This window comes from Hymenobacter defluvii (genome assembly GCF_017589435.1).
GTDB classification, from domain to species: domain Bacteria; phylum Bacteroidota; class Bacteroidia; order Cytophagales; family Hymenobacteraceae; genus Hymenobacter; species Hymenobacter profundi.
In genome coordinates, this window is record NZ_JAGETX010000026.1 from 1 (window position 1) to 21,405 (window position 21,405).

A 21,405-nucleotide genomic window follows, 5' to 3' on the forward strand; every position below is an offset into this window, starting at 1 on the left:
CCTGTCATCCTGAGCTGGCGAAGGACCTTCTCACGCGTGAGAAGGTCCTTCGCCAGCTCAGGATGACAGGCGGTTTTGTTTAGTAGTTGTGCCTCAACTAAAACTCATACTTATACAAGTCACCTTGTTCAGTGCTGATGTAGATGGTGTTATCGTTGGTAAAGACTACGCCTTCCGTCTGCCCAGCGCCTTTCAGCGAAATCTGACGGGGCGTAGCTTTCAGCGCATCGGCCAAAGAGCTGCCTTCCAGCACAAACATTTCTTCTCTACCCATCAATACCAGGCGACGGCCATTGGGGCTTAGGTTGGCGTCCGTTACCTGGCCCGGAATGCTCAGCTTGGTAAGCAATTTTGCTTTGTGCGTACCGGGCTGGTCAGGGAGAGTATACACCTTGCTGGTGCTGCTATTGGCGCGGTCCTTTGTAAAAAGGTAGAGCTGGTTCTGATGCCAAAGCGAGGCTTCCACATCGAAATTACGGTCGCCTTTTTTGGGCGGGAATTCGGTTTGATCGGCGTACGAAAAGTTGATTTTATCAACCTGATTAGGCGTTTTGGGACGAAAGCGAAGAATAGCTAAATCCTCACGATCGTTGCTATTGTTACCTGCGTCGGCTAGGTAGTAGTACCCCTGGTTATCGCGCGAAATGCTTTCCCAGTCGTGGTTGGTGGCACTGAGGCGCAACGTGCCGAGTAGCTTGCCTGTTTCGGATACTTTGTAGACAATGGGCGGATTACCGGCGTCGCTGAATGTGTAGAACGTGCCGGGCGTATCGGCCAAAGCCAAGCCAGAGCTTTCGCGAACTTCTTCCAGGTCGCCTACCTTGTTTAGCTCTACGTCCTCGCCCTTCGATTTCTTCCCCTTTTTGCCCTTCTTCCCTTTCTTTCCCTGATCTGCCTGCGTGGTACTAAAATCGGTGGTGGATTGCTCAGCGGGGGTGGAATTACAACTGTTCAACAACGTGCTAGCCAGTAAGGCTGTGGTCAAAAAAAAGGGCATAGTATTCATAAAGAGGGCAAAAGAAAAGGCCCCTACCCAAAGGTAGAGGCGCGTGTATCAGGAGGTATACGCTCAATGCCGTCATTAAGGTACAGGGTCGTAGCCGTGGCCGCCCCAGGGGTGACAGCGCCCAATGCGGCGCAGCGCTAGCCAGCCGCCCCGCCACGGGCCGTGCCGCTCGATGGCCTGCACGGCGTAGGCCGAGCACGTAGGCTGGTAGCGGCAGGTAGGGGGCTTAAGAGGCGACAGCAGGTGGCGGTACACCCACAACAGCGCCAGCAGCAAATGGCGAAAGAGCAACTTCATGGTAGCACAAAGAACGCGAAATAGCAGCAGCTAGTGCCCGCCACGTAGCAGGAGCCTTCCGTTTGGCGGGGTATTTGAATAAAACCAGGAAGATTCTTTGCTATAGAGTCTGTTAGTGAATTGTTTGTGTATTTATTCTAGTCTTCTGATTGGCTTTCTATGGAGAAACGCTACGCGCTATTTTTTTGCCTGTTTTTGCTGGGATTGCACGCTTTCGCGCAAGGCAACGGGCCGGGCATCCGGGGAGCACGGGCTGCGGCGTTGGGCTACACCAGCACCACCCTCCACGACGTGTGGGCCGTGGGCAACAACGCCGCCGGTCTGGGTCAACTTACCGAGCCGGCAGTGGGTTTCTATGCCGAGAATCGCTTCCTGCTACCCAATTTCAACACAGCCGCGTTGGCTGTAGCCCTACCCCTAGGCGAAGTAGTGGAGAACCGCCCGAAAAACGGCGTAGTGGGCTTTGAGGCCCAGCGTTTCGGTGGTAAGCTCTACGCCGAGCAGCGTCTAGGCGCAGCCTATGGCTACCGCAGTGGCCAAGTGAGCATAGGTGCCCGCCTCGATGTATTGCAGATGAGTATCGAGGGCCTGGGTAGCCGGCGGGCGCTGGCCCTGTCGCTGGGCGGGCAGGCCGAGATTGTGCCGAAAAAGCTGGTGTTCGGCGCCTACCTCTACAACCTCAACCAAGCTCGCTTGGCCCGCTACCAAGACGAGCGGGTGCCTACCGTTCTGCGCGCCGGCCTGGGCTACCAGCCCACCGAGAAGGTGCTGCTGACTGTGGAAACTGAAAAAGACGTGGACCATGATGCCGACTTCCGGGCGGGCCTGGAATACAAAGTGCTGGATGTGTTGCAGGTACGGGCGGGTTTTGCAGCACTGAGCGAACAGACAACCGGCGGGGTAGGCTTTCAGACGGGGCAGTTGCGCATCGATTACGCTGCCGCCTGGCAAACGGCCCTTGGGCTTAGTCAGCACCTGAGCGTGCATGTGTTGCTCGCAAAGCCTGCGCAGCCATGAGCAGATTACCTGGCTGCTTGAGGGTATCCTTCGGGCTCGTGTTGGTATGGCTGTTCTGTGTTGCCCGGCCCACCCAGGCCCAGCAGTTCCCTCGCCCTACTCCCGACCTCGACCGGCTAATCCAGGAGCTGTTTGCTGAACAGCAGAGCGACGACGTGCCCTACGAGGATATGTACGAAACCCTGCTGCTCTACTACCAAACGCCGCTCAACCTAAACCTGGCCACGCGCGAGGAGTTGCGGGCGCTCCTGCTGCTGTCGGAAGTGCAGATCAGTCAGTTGCTGGAGCACCGCCAGCGGGTAGGGCCGCTGCTCAGCCTCTACGAATTACAAAGCATCGACGGCTTCGACCTACGCACGATTTACCGCGTGGCGCCTTTCGTGACGGTGACGGATGCCGGCCCCAACGCCGCCCGTGGCCCGCTCTGGCAACGCGTATTGCACGAAGACAACAACGCCCTGTTTCTGCGCTACGAGCGGGTGCTGCAACCACGCCGCGGCTACACCGCCCCCGATACTACCAGCACGGGCCGCCTCACCAGCCGCTACCTCGGCTCGCCCGACAAGCTCTTGTTGCGCTACCGAGTTAGCCATACCAAGGACTTTAGCCTGGGCATCACGGCTGAAAAAGACGCCGGAGAGCCGCTGGCGTGGCAGCCCAGCCAGCGCCGCTACGGCGCCGACTTCTTGTCAGCCCACTTGGTAATGCAGGAGCGCGGCCGTCTGAAAACCCTGGCGCTGGGCGATTATCAGCTGCAATTTGGGCAGGGGCTCCTGCTGTCCTCGGGGTTGCAGGTAGGGAAAGGCGGCGAAACAATTACCACTATTCGGCGTAGCTCGTTGGGTGTGCGACCCTACTCCTCGGTGTTGGAAAGCGCCTTTTTTCGGGGCGCCGCGGCTACCGTAGCCGTGAGTAGCACGGTGCGGGCCACAGCGTTTGCGTCTTATAAACACGTGGATGCCAACCGCCAGCAGAGTCTGGATTCGTTGGCTGATTTCACGGAGTATTCGTCGGGCGTGTTGGTGGCGGGCTTGCACCGCACGCCTACTGAGCTGGCTAATCGCCAGAGCCTGGGCGAGGCCATTGGGGGCGGCAACGTGACCTATACCAGCCGCAGCAACCACCTGGCGGTAGGTCTCACGGCCGTGGGTACGCACTACGATAGGGCGTTGCAACGCCGGATAGCCTTGTATAATACCTATGAATTCCGGGGCCAAAACAACCTAGCTGTGGGGGTACACTATAGTTACGTGCTGCGCAACTTGCTGCTATTCGGCGAGACGGCCCGTAGCAGCAGTGGTGGGGTGGGCACAGTGAATGGCCTGCTGGCCAGCCTGGCACCCAACGTAGATGCGGCTGTGCTCTACCGTTCCTACGCCCGCGACTTCCACACGTTCTATGGCAACGCCCTCAGCGAAAACAGTCGCAACATCAACGAGCGCGGCCTCTACCTAGGGCTAAAAGTACGGCCAGCAGCGGGTTGGGAAATTTCGGCGTATTACGACCAATTCTGGTTCCCATGGCTGCGCTACCGGGTAGGGGCGCCCTCGCACGGCCACGATTGGCTGTTGCGCCTGGCCTACACGCCTACCAAAACCAGTCTGCTTTACGCCCAACTGCGTACCCGCCTCAAAGAGTACAATGCCGACGACCCACGCCCGCTACCACTGCCGGAGCCCACGTTGCGCCATAGCCTGCTGTTGTTCTACGACGCCAACCCTACCACCGTACTCAGCCTGCGCACGCGGGTGCAGGGCACCCGCTACCGGGAGGGCGACGGTCCGCGCCGTACGGGCTATGTGCTGGCCCAGGACGTGTCCTACACCTTCGGGCGTTACCTGCGCCTGAGCGGCCGTTACGCCCTATTCGACACCGACGATTACGACACGCGCCAGTACGTATTTGAGCAGGATGTGCTCTACGCCTTTTCGGTGCCGGCCCTCTACGGGCAGGGCACGCGCACCTACCTGCTGGCCGAGGTGCGTTGCAATCGTCACCTCACGCTCTGGCTGCGCTACGCCGAAACGCACTACCGCAACCAGACGGCCATCGGCTCGGGTTTGGATCTAATCGAGGGCAACCGCCGCTCCGAGGTGAAAGCCCAAGCGCGGTATCGGTTTTGAGTGGTGAAATGGTAAAGTCGTGAATGAAAAATGTGTGTGTCATCCTGAGCTTGCGAAGGACCTTATCACGTTTGAACGACAGGCGTCACAACGACTCGTTCAACTGGCAGAAGGTTCTTTGCAAGCTCAGCATGACACACACATTTTTCATTCACGACTTCACCATTTCACCACTCACCACTGCACTACTCACTCCTTCACCAGCTTCACCACCGATATGCCTTGCGGCTGCGTGACGCGCAACTGATAAATACCTGTGCTGACAGTGCTCAAATCCAGGGTTTGTTGCAGCGTGTTGCTTGCTTTGGAAAAGGTGCGCGTCATCACACTACGGCCCAACGCATCAAATACCTGCACTTGCACGGCGCCCGTTTGCGCGTTGTTCAGTTCCAGCTGAAACTGACCACTGCTAGGGTTGGGGTACACAGTCAACCCTTTGAGGACGGGCGCGGTGGCGCTGGCAAGCGTTACGCTGGCCACGGCCTCGTTGGAGTAGGCCGAATTGCCAATGTCGTTTACAGCCCGGATGCGGTACACGTAGCGGCCAGTGCTAGATACCTCGTCGGAGTAGGTGGTCTGGTTGGCGGCAATGGTGGCGATGCGCTGGAAACTGGTGTTTGTAGTTAGGGAGCGTTCCAGCTCGAAACCGGTTTCGTTGGTGGCGTTGTTCTGCCATTGCAGGCCAATGGTGGCTGTGCTGCCGCTGGTGCCATTGAGGTAGGCCAGCAAATTGGTAGGCGCAGCGGGTGGGGCCGGTACGGTGCAGAGCTCCAACGCCCAGCCTGTAAGGGTACCGCCGTTGCCAGCAGTGTTGTCAGTGATGCGCAGGGTCCAGGTGCCGTTGGCGGGCGCGTTCAGCAAACCGGCCAAGGAGTTGGCAGGTCGGTAGGTGCCGCCCGCGTTCAGCGGACAAGCAAGAGTTGCCGTCGCCTGCTCATCCAGCGACAAGTTGAGGTTGGCCGTACCGGCACACAGAGTAGCCAGCAGCATGGCCGAGCGGCCCGCTGGGTTGGTTAGCGTTACCGTCAATTCGCCTGCGTTGGGGTGTGTAATGGTCAGATTATTAATCCGAATAGCCGCTACCACGTCCGTTGAGCTTACTTCTATTGTTGAAGAAGCCGAGGCATTCGCCGTTGCCGGAATCGTGACGGGGATTTGTGTAGCCGCATAAGGCTGGCAGGATACTACCCCCGTGCGGAAGGCCGTAGCCGCCGAGTAGGGAGCTGCACCACAGACATTGCCGCCACGCACGCGCCAGTAATAGGTAGTACCCGCTGCTAAGGGAGCAGTTGGGGTGAAGGTTTTAACGGTATCCGATGCTATAGTTTGCGTGAGTACCACATTGCTAAAAGCGGCGTCCGTCGCTACTTGCACGGTGTAGGCCGTGGCATTCGGCACAGCCTGCCACGTAAATACGGGCCGCGTAGTAACCAGCGCATTGGCGGCCGGCGCTACGGCTACGGCCGCCTGCGTAGCCAGCGGCGGCACCACCACGCGCACCACCTGATTCTGCACTACCCCACCGCTAGTGCCCGTGAGAGTAAGGGTATAGGTGCCGGGCGTGGTCGCGGCTGCCGCTGCAATGGTGGCTACCGCTGTGCCGCCAGCTGCTACACTGGCAGGCGCGTAGCTAACACTAAGGCCATTGGGCAGACCAGTAGCGCCCAGCGCCACGGTGCCCGCAAAGCCCTGTGCCTGCCCGATACTTAGGCTCACCGGCACGCTGGTGCCGGGGCACACCGTCAGCAGATTACTTCCAATGCAGGCCGTATTAAGGTAGAAGGTAGGCGCCGTAAGCGGTTTAATAGTGAAATTCTGGTTAGAAATATCGAAGAACACATTGCCCGTAGCCTGCACCTTAATGCGCGCCAGCGCCGTGTTGGTAGCGGCGGGCACCGTCACCGATTCGCAGCCGTCGTTGGGGGTAGCAGCTAGTAGCATGGTCGGGAACGTGAGGCCGCCATCGGTAGAAAGCAGAATGTCCACGTTGGTGGCGTTGATGGGCGCCTGCGTGGTATTGGCCACGTCCCAGGTCACTTGCTGGGGCACACCGGCCTGCCAGGTGGTAGCCGTGTTGGGGGTAGTCACCAGAAAAGGGCCAGCGGTACCAATCACGGCCACGTTCATCGAGTCGTATTCCACGCCGCCCCCACCATCCCGATTGTCGCGGGCCACAAACCGAAAAATCAGGCGCCGCGCATACGTTGGCAGCAACTCCCCAATGGTCGTGGCATTATTCACTAGGTCCGACACCCGCGGGAACGTGCGGCTGGGAATTGGGGTAGGCTCAAACGACCGGAAAATGGGCGCATTGCCCTGTGGCGCAGTAGGCGCACCGACCGGTCCCAGGTTATACTGTTCCCACGTGTAAGTCAGCGCATCCCCATCGGGGTCGGTGGCCGAGCCGGTGAGCGTGAACGGCGTACCGATAGGAATACGGTAGTTGGCGCCGGCATTCACGGTAGGCGCCTGGTTGCCGGTAGCAGTGACAACGGCGCAGTTGCCGGCTCCAGTTACGTGGTTCAGAATCTGGTCGTAGCTGCGCGAATGGAAATATGGAATACTGTTGGCCTGTAGGTTGTCGTTTCCGCAAATACCCGCATAGGCCATAATTGTGACGCCACTACCCGGCTCGTAGGCTGAGGAGGCGGAGCGGTTGCCTCTCCCGCAACTGCCGGTTTGGCTGTTAAACGTATGGTCGGCTCCAAACTGGTGGCCCATCTCGTGGGCCACGAAATCCACATCAAAGGCGTCACCCACCGGGTTGGGCGAACCAGTCACGCCCATGGCTTTAGAGCCCGCCACGCACACCGAACCCAACGCCGCAATGCCCCCACCACCGGTGCTAAACACGTGCCCAATATCGTAGTTGGCCGAGCCGATGCTATCCGTCAGAACAGCTTGGTTCTGCTTAAGCATCATTTCACCGTTGTCGTTGGTATAACGGTCGGTGGAGTCGGTAAGGAAAATCAGGCGGTCGTTGTTGGCAATCAGCACCATCCGAATGGCCAGCTCCCGCTCGTAGATGCCATCTACGCGGTTCACGGAGGTGACAATGCCGGCCAGGGCGCCCTCCTTGGTGCCGCCTTTGGTAGCGGCATACTCACTGGTGCAAGCCACTGCCAGTCGGTAGGTGCGTAACTGGCTGCCGTTGGGCCGTTGGAGAGCAGCCGGTCGGTTTAGAGCGGCCGTAGTTGTGCGGTCCAGGCCATCGGGCGTGTGGCACACGGCGCCCAGCGCCGAGCGGCTCATGCTGCTTTGGTCAAATACCAAGTGGTTTACCGTATCGCCGGGCGCGGCCGGGTCGATATAAACGGTACGGTTGGCGGCCAGAATCTGGGCGTGAAAACCTGCCGGCGACACATCGAGGCGGGCCGTGGCCGTGGGGTCGTCGAGACCTTGGGCCAGGTAGGTGCGAATGCGGGGGTAGCGCGCCGCCAACGCCGGCGCCATCACCTGCGTGGCCACCACCCGAAACCGCTGGGAGGTGCCATCGGGTAGGGGCAACGACACCACGGTGCCCGACGCCCGGGCTGCCGCGCTACGCTCGGTTGGCGCCGCGCGCAAGGTATTGCGCACCGTGCCTAGCTGTACCGTCACGGCCCGGAAGCGGCTTAGGGCCAGCGTATGTTGCTTCGGCACAACAGCAGGAGAGGCATCGGCCCATAGCACGCGTTGCGCCGCAGCTGGCAGTAGGCCTGCTATTAAAAACAGACCGCTTAGCAGCCCTCGCCGCAGGGTAAAAGTTTGCATCGGGTAAGAGGTGAGAAGGTGGAAAGGTAGGGTAGGAAGAAAACGAAAAGAACAGCACCTCAACGCCGCACCTCGTTTGATCGACAAACAGCTTACAAACAACGACTATAGTGTTCATAAGTTGGGTTGTTTTCAGCGATATGGGAAGGCCATAGTCACAAAATTAAGCTGCTCTAACGCAGGAGTTGCGCAGTAGTGTAGTGCATAGGTTATAAAAAATGCCCGGTTGTGAGAGACAACCGGGCATTCGAAAAGTAAAGTAGCGAATACTTACGCTAAGCATCCGTCTTCAGCAGCACAATCTGCGCCTTATCGGCCGCGCTGATTTTGCGTCGGAACTCCACGTAGGCGGGGTATTCTGCCTTGGCAAAGCGCGTGCGGGGCATTTGCAGCTGGCGCACGTACTGCAACGTGCCATCGGGCAGGGTATGCAGCTGGGCCGAGTACGTACCGAAAGCCGTGGTGAGTTGCACCGGCGCCGGCAGGTTCTCGGGCTGTAGCCCGGCCGGCACGTGAATGCGTACCGTATCGGCGTAGGTGTAGGCGTGGCTCAACCACACATCCGACTGGCGGCCGCCCACAGGTGCGGCCACGGCGGGTAGGCGGCTGAGCAGGTTGGGCGCCAGAAACAGGCGCTTGCCACTTACAGAGGCAAAAGTAGGTAGCATCAGGTCCAGCTTCTCTGTCACCATCGGGAGGGCCTGCTGTCGGTTGGCCGTCAGGTTGAATTTCGTGATGCTGAAGTTGTTCAGTGTCAGGCTTTCTGTGATGTACTTCTTCTGTTGAGCTGGGTCCAGCCCATCGAGCATGGCGCTGAGGCGGTCTTGCTCCAGGCCGGTGTATGCCGTGCGAACGGCAGCCGTGGCTTTGCCCTGCGCGTCCAGATACACGTCGGCCAGCCGCTCGCGGCGGTTTTCGCGCACGCCGTATGTAGGAGTGCGCACCAGCTTGCCGCCCTGCGGGGTGAGTAGTAGGGCGTGGCGGTTGCCCGTGAAGCTGCCCATGTAGCCAAACGGCGCCGTTTGGCTGGTGCATTCCAGCCACACCGTGTCGGCCTTGGCGGTTTTGGTTTGCGCCAGCGGCACGCACAATATCACGTGGTTGAACTGCGAGCTGGGAAACTCCGTGTGAATGTCCGGCGCATCGGCGCGCACCAGGGCGCAGTAGCCCGTGATGCCCGCTGCCTGCAACAGCGCCATACCGTAGTTCGACAGGGCTTTGCAGTCGCCATAGCCATTGGTGCTCACGGCCGAAGCTGGAAACGTCTGCCAGCCGCCTAGCCCTAGCTGCACCGAAATGTAGCGGGTATTGGCCTGCAAGAACTCGTACACTTTTCGGATGCGGACGCGCTCATCTTTTTCGTCTTTCACCAGCGCTGCCACGCGCGCCCGCAGGTCGTCGGGCAACACGTCGCGGCCTCGGTTCAGCTCATAGCTCCACTGGCCCAACTGTTGCCAGGAGGCGGCGCTACCTGCGTGGCCTTGTACCTCAAACGCGGCGGGTGCTGTTACTACCATCGGCACCAACTCGCGCAGGGGCGGGCCATCTGGCTCACGCTCCATAGCCGCCAGGGCTTTCACTTCCCACTGATACACTTCCTGCCCGCCCTGCTGCGAGTGTGCAGCCTGCACGCCTTGGGGCAAGTGCCGCTCCTGGTAGCGCAGAGGTAGGGTTGCGGGCGTGAGCACCCGGAAGGTGGCGTGCTCCACAGCTAGCTGGGGCTCGTCCTGCGGCTCCCAGGTGCTGTAAAACAGCGAGTTGTCAGATGTGATTTCGTAATCAAATTCCACCGTATAGGGGTAGGCCGACTGTTGCAGCGTGGCCAACCGGCCGCGGTTGTCGGTGGCCAGGCTAAAGCCGTCGGACAAACCGTAGTCCTTCACATCGGAGGCGCGCAGAGAGCGAATCAGGCGACCATCGGCGTCGTACACGGCCCCGCGCAGGTAGTTGATGCTGTTGAGCTGATCGTAGGGCACCATCAGCTGCGCCCAGTCAGCGCCAGCACCGTCCAGAATGGTGATGGCGCGGTGCACCGTACTCACTGTGCGGCTCACCGACTTCACCACCAGCGTTTCGTCATAAGCGCGCACCACGCCGTGGGCATTCTCGCGCAGGTTGGCCGATAGGTCGCTCACCGGATACTTCGGCGCCGGCGCGGCCCAGGTAGTGCTGCTTAGCAATAAGCTGACGCTCAGTATAGCAGCCCGGCAGGGTAGGGGGAAATAGCGCATCAGCTTACGATTTTTTCTTGAGCACAATTTGCTCGGCCTGCTTGGCCAGCAGGCGCGAGTAGAAGTCCCGCAACGCCGCGTACTCTTCGGCCGAGTACACCGTTTTGCGCAGGTTCATGCGGGTCATAATCTGCAAGGAGTTCTCGCCGGGCGAGATGGAGTATATAAATCGGCCGCCGTTGTCGGGTAGGTCTACCACCAGCGGCTTGGGCATCTCCTCTACCGCATAGCCGGCGGGTAGGGCCACCGTCACTAGATTGGTTTCGTCCATCAGCGCGCCAAAATCCACCGGGAAACGACGGTCTTCGTGCAGAAATGGATTCTTGCTGTCGCTGAAATGCCGCATGGGGTTGATGTACAGCATGTCGGCCGCCTGCTCGTTGCCGGCGCTGGTCAGCTCGTAATCCAGGGAGAGCGGGGCCGTATAGGTTTCTTTTTCCTTGAACGCATACTTCGGAATGTCCCAGCCCTCGTGGCCCTTGGCCAATTCCTCCATAAACTTTTTCTCGCCCAGCTTCACCAGGCGCGAACGGTGGTGGGCGCCCAGGTAGCCGCCGTACTCTTGGTGCACCTGCCCGGTATAGCCGCCTTTGTCATCTAGGTTCAGCTGCACCTTGCGGTAGTCGATAAACCGGGTGAGGGGAGCAAGGTCTATCCAACGCGACTGCGCCGCATCGGGCAGAAGCAGGCGACCCACGCCATTCAGGCAGCGGCCAGGCAGGTTGCCGCAGGGCATGGCTTCTTCGGTAGCATCCACTAGCAGCTCCTTATTATCGGGTAGGGCCACGTGGGCAATCACATAGTTGAAGTTTGACAGCAGCGGAAACATGGTATTCACGCGGCCGTGGTCGCGGGTGCTTAGGATAATGGGGTGAGCCGTGAGGCCAGCGTCGCGCAGGGCGCCTATTAGCAGCAGATTCACGTCGGCAGCACTCCCGTTGTGCTGATCGTAGGCCCGGCGGGTGGTAGTGGTAGCATAGAGGCGGTCTTGGTCGTTGTACTTCACCGAGTGGTGTACCAGGTGGCGTATGGCGGCCGTCAGCGCCGCCGGGTTGCCGGCGTGCTTGGCTTTGAGAGCCGCAATCTCCTCTTTCAGAAAGCTGGCGTGCTTCGCTTGGTTCCCAAAACTTTCCTCGGTCAGCAGCTCCTCGTTGATCTTGTTCCAGGAATTGGCCACGCTGTGGTAGCCTTGGTTGGGCCATTTGGTGCCGGCCAGTTCAAAGTCGATGCGGGCTATAAAGTCGCGGGAGGTAGTCATGTAGGGCTCTTCACGGAATGCCGGCACGTCTTTCATCACCCAGCGGTGGTTGGTCACGTTGGCCGATACTGTTTGGCTGCTAACGCTGCGTCGGTTGCCATAGTCGTCAAAAGAGCCACCGGTGCTAATCGTATATTGCGTCTGGCCGGTAGGGTGTTCACTGATAGCCAGCGGCTCGTAGCCCTGCATCAGCATTTTGTAGTCGAAATACTCCGGGATGCTGGCTCGGTACTCGCTCCAGCGCACGGGAATGCTTTCCTGGAACTGCCAATTCTGGAAGTTAAATAGAAAATCGGAGCTAACGGAATAGGCGTACTCAATCACGGAGCCCACGCGCACATTGGGCAGCGTAAACTTGCGCACGGTCACGTTAGCTGACTTTTCTTCCCGAAAGGTGCTTTCGCTGGCCAGTTTTTCCTTGGTGAGCTGGCCGTTCACCATATTATAGGTGAAGCCGCGCAGGCTGCCCAACTTCTCCTCGCTTTGGCCTTTGTGGTAGAGTGGCACTTCCACCGTAGCCCGGTCGTAGGCCGATTTCTTAAGGATTTTAATGCGCGTCACGCGCTCAAACATGATTTTGAATTCGCCATTGACTACGCTGAAGCGCGACACGCCGTAGTCGCAGAGGACCACTGCCTCGGCGGCGCTATCGGCCACGAAGCTTTTTTCGTCCATATCCTTCGGGTCCAGCTTGCCAAACTTAATGGGCTCGGTCTGGGCGTGGGCAGTGAACGTAAGCCCACCGGCCAGCGCCAGTAGGAATAAGCGGGGTAGCAATTTTTGCATAGTGAGGTAGAGAAGGGAGTAATTGATGAAGACACAAGGAGCCGCTGCTGCACGCCAGGGTAGTGGGCGGCAGCGGAATTGTATAGTTGCGATAAGGTGTAGGGTAGAAAGCAGGGCGGCGGTAGAAGGCTATTTGCGTTATTTCTCGTTGCCAGAACGGTGTCGTTGAACGATTTCGGCCACGCAGCGCGGCCGACGAGAAGCAAGTATGCGCCAGAACATTGTTCTGGCGTATCTCTTTTACTGACGTTGCAGCACCAGCATTTCGGCGTGCTTGGCAATGGCGCGGCTGTAAAACTCGCGCAGGGCCGCATACTCGGCGGGGCTGTAGCTGGTCTTGGTGAGTTGCAGGCGCGAGGTGATTTCCAGGCGGTCGGGGGTAGGCTGGGCCACGTGGTAGAGAAACTTGCCCGCATTGCCGGGTAGGGCTAACTGTAAATCGGCGGGCTTTTCCTGCACCGTGTAGCGGGCCGGCAGGGCCAGACTCACCACTTGCGTCAGCTCGCGGGTGGTGCTGAAATCGACGGGAAAGAATCGGTCGGCGTGGCGGAAGGGATTGTTGTTTAGTCCTACTGCCTGCATTAGTGGTAGATACAGCGTATTGGCTGGCGTTTCAGGGCCGGGCAGGGTCATAGCTAAGTCCACGGCAAAGGCCTTGCTAGGGTCTTCCAGCTCCAGCAGGGTAGGCGGGGTGGTCAACTGCCAATCGGTCCAGCGGCGGCCCAGTCGGGTTTTGTAGCTCGATTCGCCTTGGCTGAACACCTGTTGCCGGGCCGCTAGGCCGGCGTAGCCGCTGTAGCCCTGGCGCATGGTGCCGCGCAGGGTACCCGTGTCGTCGAGCTTGAAATCGGCCTTGGTGTATTCCAGATAGTTGCGTTTGCTGGTAAGAGGCACCCAAGCGCCGGTGGTGGTCAGCAGCCGGCCTTGCTCGTTGAGGCAGCGCTCCGGCAGCATCTCCATAGGTAACAGCGGCTCGGTGGCGTCTAGTAGCAGCTCACCATCGGGTAGTACCACGTGGGCAATGGTGTAATTGAACTGGCTGAGCAGGGGCATATCTGTCACAATGCGGCCGTGGGTGCGGGTGCTCAGCAGCACCGGGTTGGCCGATAGCTCGGCTGCACGAAGCGTTTGCAGCAGCAGCAGGTTCACATCGGCCGAGTTGCCCTGGTGCTGCTCGTAGGTTTTGCGGGTAGGCTGCGACGTATACAGGCGTTCCTGGCCGTTGTATTTCACGTGTTGCTGCACCAGTCGCAACACGGCTTCGGCGCGGGCGCGGGCATCGGGTAGGCGCGTGCGCAGTGCCTTGGCCTCGGTTGCCAGGGGCGAATTCTGATTGAGCACTACGCCAAACCGCTCGTCGGCCAGTAGCGCCGCCCCAATCTTCTCCCACGTGTTCGACAAGTCGTGGAAGTCGTGTCCCGTAAAATCAGAGCCGGCCAGCTCGAAATGCACGCTGCGCATGTAGTCCTGCGCGGCGGCCATAAAGGGTTCCTCGCGGAAGGCCGGCGCGTTTTGCAGCACCCAGCGCTGCGCCAGTGCCTGCGTGCTGATGCTGGTTGTTTGGGTAGGACCCGTGTTAACAGAACCGTAACCAGTCTGTTGATTCTGGTGGTAGCCCGTGGAGTAGGGCACCCACGCCTGGTCGCTGGCCGCGAAGGGTAGGTAGCCGTGCGTGATTTCCTTGTACCGGAAAAAGGAGGGCAGCGTCACGCGGTACTCGCTCCAGCGCGTAGGAATGCTGTGCTGAAACTGCCAGTCCTGGAGGTTGAACAGGAAGTCGGAGGTGATGGTGTACGTAAACTCCACCACGGAGCCTTCCTTCACGTTGGGCAGCGTAAAGGAGTAGAGCACGTGGTTTTTATCGATTTTCTCACTGAACACACCCGAGCTGGGGTCCAGCTTGGTTTTCTCTACCTTGCCGCCTACCATGTTATACGTGAAGCCTTTCAGGTTGGAGAGCTTCTCGCGTTGGTCGTCGTCCACGTAGAGGGGTACGCGCACTGTGGCCCACTCGTAGCCGGCTTTGCGCAGAATGTGAATGCGCGTTGTGCGGTCAAACACTACCTGAAATTTCTCCGTGGCTCCTACAATACGCGACTGTCCATAGTCGCACAGCACCTCGGCCTCGGCGGCGCTATCGGCAGCCACAGGGGTAGGGTTAGGACCGAAATCAGCGGCCGATACGTCGCCAAAAGAGATAGGAGGCTTTAGGGCCGCAGCTTTCTGAGCGGCCGCTGGCTGGTAATTACACAGCAGCCCCAGCAGCAAGCTACTGTTGAGTATAAAACGACGCATAACCAGGAAAAGTAAAAATGACGCGTAATAGCAACGAACTGATAGTGATAGTCTAAATCAACCCAAAAGGGTAGAATGTCTTATCCACATCAAAGATGAAGAATAGATGATATTTAGCCAAGTTTTTGTACCTATCTGACGCTTTGTGCGCATGCTGCGTTTCGGGTCTGACAGTCAGCTTACCCACCCCTCACTTACCTTAGCTCGCTTACCTATCAACTCCGGAGCTGCTTGCGCTTACAAAGTATCAGCAGCCTTGTATAGCGAGGATTTTACAGAGTGTTTTTCTAAGCAAGAACCGCAAAAGCAATGAACTGGAATAGGCTGATACTGGGAACCGTTGCGCTGTTGGGGCTGCTAGGACTTGCCGGAGCGCAGCGTCACTTGGCGCTACCCAACGAAAAGAAGATGGGCGCCTACCTATTCGTCTTCTTCACCGACCCCACGCACAGCCTGTTTATGGCCACAAGCCGTGACGGCTACACGTTCACGGCTGTGAACGAAGGCCAGCCCGTTATAGCCGGCGACACCATTGCCGAGCAGCGCGGCATCCGCGACCCGCACATTTACCGCGGCCCCGACGGTGCCTTTTACATGGCCATGACCGACTTGCACCTGTTTGCCAAACAAAAGGGCTACCGCGCTACTACATGGGAGCGCGACGAAAAGGCTTACGGGTGGGGCAACAACCGCGGGCTGGTGCTGCTCCGATCTACCGACCTCATCCACTGGACGCACCACGTAGTACGCCTCGACGAGGCATTTCCGGAGCTAAAAGATGTAGGCTGCGTTTGGGCACCCGAAACAATTTACGATGCTGCCGCTGGCAAAATGATGCTGTACTTCACTATGCGGCTGGGCAATGGGCGCACCAAGCTCTACTACGCCTACACCGATGCGGCATTTACCCGGCTTACGTCGGCGCCGAAAATTCTTTTTGAATACCCAAACCCGGAGATACAGATACTGGATGCCGACATCAGCCAACTCCCCGATAAACGCTTCTGCATGATGTACGTGGCACAGGAAAAGCCAGGTGGTATCAAAATGGCGCTATCCGACAGCGTTCACAGCGGCTACCGCTACAACCCGGCGTGGGTAGACGCCGAGCCGGGTGCCTGCGAAGCGCCGAATGTGTGGAAGCGCATTGGGGAGGAAAAATGGGTGTTGATGTACGATGTATTCAGCATCCAACCGCACAATTTCGGCTTTTGCCAAACCACCGACTTCGCTACGTTTACCGACATAGGGCACTTCAACACGGGCGTGATGAAAGCCACCAATTTTAAGTCGCCGAAGCACGGCACAGTTATCCACCTCACGACAAAAGAAGCCGACCGGCTAGAGCGCTACTGGAAGAAAAAGTAACGGGTGGGAAATGCTGGCCCCGGCAGCGGCATAAGTTCTGTTTCAAAGATTTACAAAAACCGGTAGTAATAAGCTATGCGGCTTCTGGAACTGGTTGGTGGCGCACGCCTACCCACAGATACACCAATGCCACCAACGTAACGGCGGCGCTCAGGCCATGCACGTAGGGTAGGCGGGCGGGCGAGTTAGCAAAAATCCAACCGGCCAGCAGGGCGCCCAGGCCAATACCGGCTTCCAAGGCAATGTACATGGTAGCCACGCCCCGGCCGCGCCGCTCGGCGGGGCTCAGGTCAATGGTCCAGGCATAGAGGGTAGGGGAGTTGAGGCCCGTAGCGAAACCATACAGCACAGCCGCGGCCAGCAGAAACGGAACCGAAGGCGCCAGGGCCAGCGCGACCAACGCCACCAGCAGCAGGGTAGTAGAGAAGCGCAGCACCGGCACCCGGCCATAGCGGTCGGAGGCACGGCCCGCCACCAGCCGCACGACCAGCGAGGCCACAGTATAAAAGGTGAAAAACAAGCCTTTATTGCTGATGCCCAAGTAGGTGCTCTGGTCGGGAATAACCGTGAGCACGGCCCCATACGGAAACATACACAGCAGGGTGGCCAGCGCTGGTCGAAACACGCGTGGTTCCAGCACCTCGTCCCAACGTAGGCGCAGCAGCTTCAGGCTGAACTTCTGGCGTTGCGCCTGGGGTAGGGTTTCGGTCATGGTGCCCTGCACGATGAGCGAGAGCAGCGCCGTTCCAGAAGAACAGTAGAACAGCACGTTCAGGGAGAAATGCTCGGCCAATAAGCCGCCCAGCGCGGGGCCGGCGGCCATACCCATCGAGCTGGCCACGCCCAGCAGACCCATAGCTTCGCCCCGGCGCTCAAACGGGATAATATCGCCAATAAACGCCGCCGTACCGGTAGGCTTGAAGCCCGTGCTAAAGCCGTGTAGCAGCCGCAGCAGCAGGAAGCCGCCTACTGTGGCCGTCCAGGGGTAGAAAAACCCGCACAGAAAGCACACCAGCGACCCAAACACCATCACCGGAATGCGCCCCACCGTGTCGGCCAGCTTGCCCGAAAACGGCCGCGACAACCCTGCCGTGACTGTGAACATGGCAATAATGTAGCCCTTGTATTCGGCGCCGCCCAGGCTGGTGAGGTAGTCGGGCAGCTCGGGGAGCAGCATGTTGAAGCTGGCAAAGAACAGGAACGACGACAAACACATCAACCAGAAACCGGCCGTGTATACGCGGGTGGGGGGAGCAGCAGACATAGCGCGCAAAGGTCGGGAAAATCCGAACCACGGATTCGCTCGGATTTTAATGGATTGCGCGGGTTTTGTGGATGAGCAGGGTGCAATAGTGGATAACACATTGGCTCACAAAAAATAAGGGAAGCAAAAGATTTGCTTCCCTTATTCCGTTTTACACCCGTTACGGCTAATTACCCTGGCGCACGATGCGCTTATGCACCAGCCCGTCGGCCGTTTCAAACACCAGGGAGTACACCCCGGATTTTAGGGCTCCGATATTGAGCTTGCCGCCCGTTACTTTCGTGCGGAGCACAAGGCGGCCCATCGTATCGTATAGTTTTACCTCGGTGCCTTCCAGGTTCCAGGGGGCTAGCAGGCGTAAATCCCCAGTAGTAGGATTAGGATACAGGACTACTTGCGCCGCCCTAGTGCTTTCACGCGTGCCCAGCGTTACCGACCCGGCAGTGCGAGCCAGGGTGTTCAGGCTTTGAGCAAGATTAACCAGCGAATCGGCTGTGGGGCGGCCATCGAGTGGAGCGTACAGCTCCAGGCTCGACTTGAGCAGCGAGTCGGCGGCCATAGCCAGTACCTCGTCCTGATTCATGCCCGAGCGGTAGAACAGCCAGTCGCGCAGCTGCAACTTGGTTGGAGCGGCTGTGCCGCCTACCTCGAATTGGGTAGGACGCAGGCGCTCGGCCACGCTGCCCTCCCGCACACTATCCACATAGAGCATGGTGGTTCCGCGGGCGTAGTAGTGTGTGAGTACCAACTTGTGCCAGCGGTTATTGGCTACCGGCACCGTACCCGTAATGGTCGGGCCTTTGGCCGACGTGTAGAGCAGCTTGCCATCGGTGCTGATGCGGATGGTCCCGGCTGCAATACCAGCGCTGTCGCGGATTTCGACCAGCTGACCCGCGCCGTTGGTCTTGAAGCGGAGAGCCTGCGTGAAGGGGTGTACCACATCCTCGGGCACAAAGCGAACAACCGAGGTAGGCTGCCCCACCGTTTTTACCAGCGTGATACCCGTGCCAGCACCAGGGCGGCGGGAGGGTAGGGGCTTGCCCGCGTGCAGAGCATCGAAGAGCGACGGCACCAGGGTATGCGCCATTTCGGCGTGTCCTAAGTCATTGGGATGTAGGTCATCGGACCGGTAACCCGTGGCCCAGCGGCCTTGTCCATCGTCTACAGCCCCCAGCAGGTTCACGCTCGGCACGTTCCAGCCGTGAATCAGCAGGTTCATCTGCCGAACGAAGGCATAAGCCTCGGCCGTGTAGTCGGAGCGGGTGTAGGAGTTCGTCACGATGGGCACCATGCCATCGGCCCGCGCTTGTTTGATGAGCTGCGTCATATTAGCGCGGAACTGATCGAAGATGGGCTGCCCGCCGGTGAGGATACCTTCATTGCCCAATGCCAGCGCGTACACCACGTATTTGCCGTGCTGGGGTAGGAGGTCGGCGGCGTAGCGGTTGAGTACGGCTACTGTGTTGTTACCGGGCACCGAAATGTTGGCCGTTACCCAGGGCTGCCCTGTGCCGGCCGTGGCGCGGCGGGCTAGCAGGTCGGAGTACATAGACGTATAGCCGTAGTTGTTGGTAGCGCCCGTGCCGTAGGGTACCGACGAGCCCATGTATACGATCTTCAACGGGTTCTGCGGTATCGGCACAGTGTAGGGCTCCAGCAGCAGGTCGTCGAAGTAAGCGCTGCCCGTGGCACCGTCCGGATTGCGCCACACAGCGGCTCCTTTCACATAGGCTGTGCCCGTGGGAATGGTGGCGGTGGCTTGCAGCTGCGTCCAGGTGCCGGCAGGTGAAGACGCTACCAACGAGTCGGAGCGGAACTGCCCCAGCAGCGCGTTGCTGCTGTTGTAATACAGTAGCTCCAGGTGCACCGCCTGGCTACCTTGCAGGCCCGCCGTGGCCGGATTATAAAACCAGCCGCTCAGCTTCTGCGCCGTGGTGCCGATGGTGGGTACATAAGTAATTTGCTGTTCCAGCGCCAAGCTACCACCCGATAGTTGGGCGGCGTAGCTGCCCGCGTGCTTAGTAGCCGTGCTGATGGTAGTAGTAGCGCCAGTACCACGCGCTGTGGTGGTCCAGTTGGTGAAATTGCCCAGTTCGAAGCCAGAATTCTGGAAGGCGATATTGCCCGTTACGGGGTTGCGGTCCGGCACCACATCCACACGCATCAGGTTGAGGTAGGCGAACGAACCAGCCTCTTTGCTCAGCGTCAGCTCAATCATGCCATTGGCATCCGCCGATAGCGTATCGGAGTCGCTGATAGTGTTGTTGTTGCCGGGGTAGCCATTGGCGCCCACATTCGCGCCCGAGGTGGTCTGCGTGAAAGTGCTGGTAGTAGCACCTGCGAAAGTGTAGCGCGACACGCGCCGCTCGGTGGCAATCTGCCGGCTGCCGAACACGTGAAACACATAGCGCTTGGTGCGGTCCAGCCCGCTCAGGCGCAGTCTGCCAGTGGCAGTGCTACCCGTACCCTCCACGTAGAAGTAATCCTGGGTGGCGGTAGCCACCGCATACGGCCCTAGCAGCGCGGCGTCCGGCGCCAGCAAGCCGCCTGTATTGATGCCGTTGGTCAGGAAGTTTTTGCCTACAGCAAGCTTCACGCTTGTCGCCCGGTTGGCTTTGTCCACCAAACGAAACGTATCGGCGGCGCTGGTGATGTTGAGGATGTTATTCCAGTAGTTCCCGTTGGTATCGGGACCAGGCGTAGGGTTGCCATTAGTGCCGTCGTCTACCCCAAAGTCGAAGTAGAACGAGGTGTTAGCTGTGGCAGGCGGTGTTGGAGGCGTGGCGCGGGCGGGTACAATGTCTACCCGCATCAGGTTGAGGTAGGCAAAAGAGCCGGCCGACTTGCTCAGCGTCATTTCAATGATACCGTTACTGTTTGCGGCCAGCGTGTCGGAGTCGGTGATGGTGTTGTTGTTGCCGGGGTAGCCATTCGCCCCCACATCCGCGCCTGAGGTAGTCTGCGTGATGGTGTTGGTGGTAGCGCCCGTGAAGGTGTAGCGCGACACGCGCCGCTCGGTGGCAATCTGGCGGCTGCCAAACACGTGAAAGACGTAGCGCTTGGCGGGGTCCAGCCCGCTCAGGCGAATGGTGGCCGTAGAGGTAGCTCCAGTGCCCTGCACGAAAAAGTAGTCCTGGGTGGCAGTAGCCACGGCGTATTGTCCCAACAGCGCGGCATCCGGCGTCAACAAGCCACCGTTGAGAACACCGTTGGTTAAGAAGTTGGGCCCCACGTTTAGCTTGATACTCGTGGCGGCGTTCGTCTTGTCGATGAGAGAAAAGACGTCGGTTGCTCCTGTGTTGTTGAACACGTTGTTCCAGTAGTTGCCGTTGGCATCGGGGCTGGGCGTGCTGTTGCCGTTGGTGCCATCGTTCACGCCAAAGTCAATAAGTACAGACTGTACTGCTGTCGTTGTTTGAGCCTGCGCGACTAAGCCAGCCAATAGGAGCGCAATGAAGGCAAATAGAGTAAATGGTTTTTTCATGAATGTGGGATTTTAGGGGTAGAAATAGGTCGGGTAGAAAAGAGTAGGCGGGCGCTATGCACAGCAGACGTGTTTGCTGTAGTCTGCCGGAGTATTGCCGTGCCTTACTCTCTTGATACAGACGATTGTAGGTGTAACGCGTTGCACCTCACGCCTGCTTTGTGCGAAGATTTTCAGCTTTTGCCCATGTACGGTTTGGTTTCTGTATCAAGCGCTTGCCTTGGCAGCGAGGTAAGGGTAGCAGACGTATAGTTGGGTCGAAATTCAGATGGGAAATTGGTAGCGCATTTGAAAACTGAGGCGGAAGCGACGAACGCGAAAGCCTCAGCGCGTCATCCACCTGCGTAGCAAGCAAGAAGTATGAATTGACCACATATAGTGGCCGACAGGCACTAGTAGGTACGTCGTGCTTCGTACTGTCCAGTGCTCTACCTTATCCAATTTAGCCCGTTTACTGTCAAGCTACCATGCAGGCCATCTGCCAAAACGACTACCCTGCTTCCAGCGAACCTAGTTGGAGCGA

The 21,405-nt window shown here is 58.9% G+C and carries 11 protein-coding genes; 3 read left to right on the forward strand and 8 right to left on the reverse strand.

The annotated features are described in order from the left end of the window. Positions 1-97: 97 nt before the first annotated feature. Both J4D97_RS21150 and yidD read right to left on the reverse strand, forming a co-directional pair. Positions 98-1,006, reverse strand: coding sequence for an SdiA-regulated domain-containing protein (locus J4D97_RS21150; protein WP_208309315.1), 909 nt, complete (start codon positions 1,004-1,006; stop codon positions 98-100). Between the two features lie 75 nt (positions 1,007-1,081). After that, positions 1,082-1,303, reverse strand: coding sequence for a membrane protein insertion efficiency factor YidD (gene yidD, locus J4D97_RS21155; protein WP_185282676.1), 222 nt, complete (start codon positions 1,301-1,303; stop codon positions 1,082-1,084). A 159-nt stretch (positions 1,304-1,462) separates the two neighbouring features. On the opposite strand from yidD, the gene J4D97_RS21160 reads away from it, so the two are divergent. Together J4D97_RS21160 and J4D97_RS21165 are read left to right on the forward strand one after the other, a co-directional pair. Beyond that, entirely contained in the window at positions 1,463-2,320 is an 858-nt protein-coding gene (locus J4D97_RS21160) for a hypothetical protein (RefSeq protein ID WP_208309316.1), read from the forward strand. Further along, positions 2,317-4,443: a helix-hairpin-helix domain-containing protein gene (locus tag J4D97_RS21165; protein ID WP_208309317.1), complete on the forward strand. Its 2,127-nt coding sequence runs from the start codon at positions 2,317-2,319 to the stop codon at positions 4,441-4,443. Before J4D97_RS21160 ends, J4D97_RS21165 begins: the two co-directional genes overlap by 4 nt. Before the next feature lie 189 nt (positions 4,444-4,632). Here J4D97_RS21165 and J4D97_RS21170 read toward each other — a convergent pair whose 3' ends face one another. The 4 genes from J4D97_RS21170 to J4D97_RS21185 all read right to left on the reverse strand — a co-directional run bounded on the left by J4D97_RS21170 (position 4,633) and on the right by J4D97_RS21185 (position 14,766). After that, positions 4,633-8,196 (reverse strand): reprolysin-like metallopeptidase, encoded by a 3,564-nt coding sequence (locus J4D97_RS21170; protein WP_208309318.1) that lies wholly within the window; start codon positions 8,194-8,196, stop codon positions 4,633-4,635. 275 nt (positions 8,197-8,471) lie between these two features. Further along, positions 8,472-10,427 (reverse strand): DUF3857 domain-containing protein, encoded by a 1,956-nt coding sequence (locus tag J4D97_RS21175; protein WP_208309319.1) that lies wholly within the window; start codon positions 10,425-10,427, stop codon positions 8,472-8,474. Positions 10,428-10,431: 4 nt separating this feature from the next. Beyond that, positions 10,432-12,471 (reverse strand): DUF3857 domain-containing protein, encoded by a 2,040-nt coding sequence (locus J4D97_RS21180; protein ID WP_208309320.1) that lies wholly within the window; start codon positions 12,469-12,471, stop codon positions 10,432-10,434. Positions 12,472-12,711: 240 nt separating this feature from the next. Continuing rightward, entirely contained in the window at positions 12,712-14,766 is a 2,055-nt protein-coding gene (locus tag J4D97_RS21185; RefSeq protein WP_208309321.1) for a DUF3857 domain-containing protein, read from the reverse strand. 309 nt (positions 14,767-15,075) lie between these two features. Here J4D97_RS21185 and J4D97_RS21190 point away from each other — a divergent pair, with 309 nt between their 5' ends. Then, positions 15,076-16,134: a glycoside hydrolase family 43 protein gene (locus J4D97_RS21190; protein ID WP_208309322.1), complete on the forward strand. Its 1,059-nt coding sequence runs from the start codon at positions 15,076-15,078 to the stop codon at positions 16,132-16,134. A 73-nt stretch (positions 16,135-16,207) separates the two neighbouring features. On the opposite strand, the gene J4D97_RS21195 is transcribed toward J4D97_RS21190, so the two are convergent. After that, positions 16,208-17,398: an MFS transporter gene (locus J4D97_RS21195; RefSeq protein WP_208309323.1), complete on the reverse strand. Its 1,191-nt coding sequence runs from the start codon at positions 17,396-17,398 to the stop codon at positions 16,208-16,210. Between the two features lie 166 nt (positions 17,399-17,564). After that, positions 17,565-20,882 carry an SGNH/GDSL hydrolase family protein gene (locus tag J4D97_RS21200; protein WP_208309324.1) on the reverse strand — a complete coding sequence of 1,106 codons (3,318 nt, stop codon included), beginning with the start codon at positions 20,880-20,882 and terminating at the stop codon, positions 17,565-17,567. Between the last annotated feature and the right edge of the window lie 523 nt (positions 20,883-21,405).